The organism is Leucobacter sp. M11, from assembly GCF_035726885.1.
Lineage (GTDB): Bacteria > Actinomycetota > Actinomycetes > Actinomycetales > Microbacteriaceae > JAPFRB01.
On sequence record NZ_JAPFRB010000002.1, the window covers coordinates 710,079 to 713,052 of the forward strand.

Below are 2,974 nucleotides of genomic sequence, written 5' to 3' on the forward strand. Positions count from 1 at the left end.
GGCGTTCCGCGGGACGGGACCCCGGAAACGCACGCGAGCGGTGCCCCGCGACCTGTCGGCCGCGGGACACCGCTCGGTGAGGAGCCCGCCGGGGCGGGGTCAGGCCTGGTGCTGCGCCGCGCTGAAGTCGGGCTGGCCGTTGGGCAGCTGCGGGAGCGGCGAGCCGTCCGGGTAGGTCGGCCAGGGCAGGAGCACCTGCTGGGCGGGCCGGGGGCGCTGGGCCGTGGGCATCGACACGGACGGCGGCGGGATCGGCAACGGGTTTTGCCCGAAGGGCGGTTCCTCGCTCAGGCGGGGCTGGGCTGGCGCGGGCTGCGCGGCGGCCGGCTGACCCGGTGCGGGCCGCTGCGGCGTCGGCGCGAAGGGCGCGGGCTGTCCGAGCGGGGCCGGCTGCGCCGCGGCCTGGCGGGAGCGCTCGACACGGGCGAGCCGCGCCTCCTCGCGCTCCTCTGCGCCAAAGGTCCACTTGAGCAGCATCGTCACGGCGAGGCCGAGCGCGGTCAGGATGAGGAAGGACACCGCGAACTTCCAGTACAGATCCGGCACCCGCAGCTGGAAGGACTGCACGGCCTCCGGGGCCGTGAACATGATCGCCGCCACCGTGGCGAGCACGCAGGTCGCGAAGGCCGCGATGCCGAGGAGCGAGTGCTCATCGCCGACAAAACGCAGCAGCATCTCCGCCCCGAAGATCACTCCTCGGATCACCACGATGATGAAGAGGCTCTTCCAGAAGATGGTCCAGCCGAGCAGGAAGGGGTCGTAGCGGGTGATCCACACCACGATGAGCGACAGGCCGAGGATGTAGGTGTTCCCGATCAGGGCGACGGGGGCATACCAGAGCTGCTGATCGCCCCGGCGCGTGTCGAAGGCGGTGAACAGCGTGAACACCCCGAAAAGCACGATCGTCGAGAACAGCCGAATCGCCTTGCCCTCGAAATCGCCGAGGAACAGCAGCACGATGGCCGCCAGGCTCACGGCGCAGAGCAGAATGATGCTCGCCTTCATGAAGCCCGTGAGCCGGGGCTCCGCCTTCGGCGGGGCGACGGGGAACTGCGGCGGCACCGGGTGGCCGGGCCCGGCCTGTTGCGGGAAGCCTCCGGCGGGGTAGGGCACCGTGTCGTTCGCGCCGGGGTGCTCCGCGGCTGACGGGGAACCCTGGGGGCTCGCGGCCCCCTCGGACAGCACGGCGGTTTCGGCGAGGTGCTCGGCTGCGTTCGGACCCGGGGCCACCGGCTCCGGGTTGGCTGGGGTATTCGGCGTATCGCTCATAGAACGAGCTAAGCGTGTTCCCGGCGCTGATGCCAGCCCACGAGAAAAAACGTTGTAGAACTCCCAGCCCCGCGGGGTTGCGCGGCGGGGGCTCCCCCGGCGCGCCGAGCGCGTCTGCGCCCCCGAATCATCCGGGCTCACGGGACACGCCGGGACAGCTAGACTGGTGACGCCGGCAACCACCCCAAACTTCGGAGTTCGCAAAGCGTGAGTAACACCACTGTGCCCCCCGTCCACGTCCCCGACACGGTCGAGAACGCGAAAGCGACTCCCGAGAAGGAGCAGCCCTACGCCGCTCTCGGGCTCAAGCCCGACGAGTACGAGCAGATCAAAGAGATCCTCGGCCGCCGCCCCACCTCGGGTGAGCTCGCCATGTACTCCGTGATGTGGTCGGAGCACTGCTCCTACAAGTCCTCCAAGAAGTACCTGCGTCAGTTCGGCCAGAAGGTCACGCCGAAGATGCAGGAGAACCTCATGGTGGGCATGGGGCAGAACGCGGGCGTCGTCGACATCGGCGAGGGTTGGGCCGTGACCTTCAAGGTCGAGAGCCACAACCACCCCTCCTTCATCGAGCCCTTCCAGGGCGCGGCCACGGGCGTCGGCGGCATCATCCGCGACATCATCTCGATGGGCGCGCGCCCGGTCGCCGTCATGGACCAGCTCCGCTTCGGTGACGTGAGCGACCCCGACACGGCCCGCGTCGTGCACGGCGTCGTCTCGGGCATCAGCTCCTACGCGAACTGCCTGGGCCTGCCGAACATCGGCGGCGAGACCGTCTTCGACGCGGTCTACCAGCAGAACCCTCTCGTCAACGCGCTCGGCGTCGGCGTGCTCCGCCACGAGGACCTGCACCTGGCCAACGCCACGGGCGTCGGCAACAAGGTCGTGCTCTTCGGAGCCCGCACGGGCGGCGACGGCATCGGCGGCGCCTCGATCCTGGCCTCCGATTCCTTCGACGAGGGCGGCCCGACCAAGCGTCCCGCCGTCCAGGTCGGCGACCCCTTCGCCGAGAAGGTGCTCATCGAGTGCTGCTTGGAGCTCTACCGCGACGAGCTCGTCGAGGCCATCCAGGACCTCGGCGCGGCCGGGATCAGCTGCGCCACGAGCGAGCTGGCCGCCAACGGTGAATCCGGCATGTTCATCGAGCTGGACTCGGTGCTGCTGCGCGACCCGAACCTCACGGCCGAGGAAATCCTCATGTCCGAGAGCCAGGAGCGCATGATGGCCATCGTGCACCCCGACAAGCTCGACGACTTCCTCGCGCTGACCGCGAAGTGGGACGTGGAGTCCAGCGTGCTCGGCGAGGTCACCGACTCCGGTCGCCTGATCATCAACTGGAAGGGCGGCGAGATCGTGAACGTTGACCCGTCCACCGTCGCCGTCGACGGCCCGGTCTACGACCGCCCCGTCGCCTACCCGACCTGGATCGACGCGCTGCAGGCGGACACCGCCGCGGGCCTCGCCCGCGCCGAGAACGGTGCCGGGCTGCGCGAGCAGCTGCTCGCCGTCGCCGCGAGTCCGAACCAGGCCGACAAGTCCTGGATCACGAACCAGTACGACTACTACGTGCAGGGCAACACCGCGCTGAGCTTCCCCGATGACGGCGGCATGATCCGCGTCTCCGAGGAGTCCGGGCTCGGCGTCGCCATCGCCTCCGACGCGAACGGTCGCTTCTGCTACCTCGACCCCTACGCGGGCGCGCAGC

General features: G+C 69.7%; 2 protein-coding genes. One reads left to right on the top strand and one right to left on the bottom strand.

Translation table 11 applies throughout. The features are described 5' to 3' along the window. Positions 1 to 99 precede the first annotated feature (99 nt). Positions 100 to 1,269, bottom strand: a complete 1,170-nt coding sequence (locus OOT08_RS07825) for a hypothetical protein (RefSeq protein ID WP_325092038.1) — start codon at positions 1,267 to 1,269, stop codon at positions 100 to 102. Between the two features lie 207 nt (positions 1,270 to 1,476). Between OOT08_RS07825 and purL the strand changes: the two genes are divergently transcribed. After that, positions 1,477 to 2,974: phosphoribosylformylglycinamidine synthase subunit PurL (gene purL / locus OOT08_RS07830; protein WP_325092039.1), on the top strand; the 1,498-nt coding region annotated here is incomplete at its 3' end.

Bases quoted from the DNA above. Each gene is read 5' to 3' on its own strand.
- OOT08_RS07825 (WP_325092038.1), bottom strand. From the start codon at position 1,269: ATGAGCGATACGCCGAATACCCCAGCCAACCCGGAGCCGGTGGCCCCG.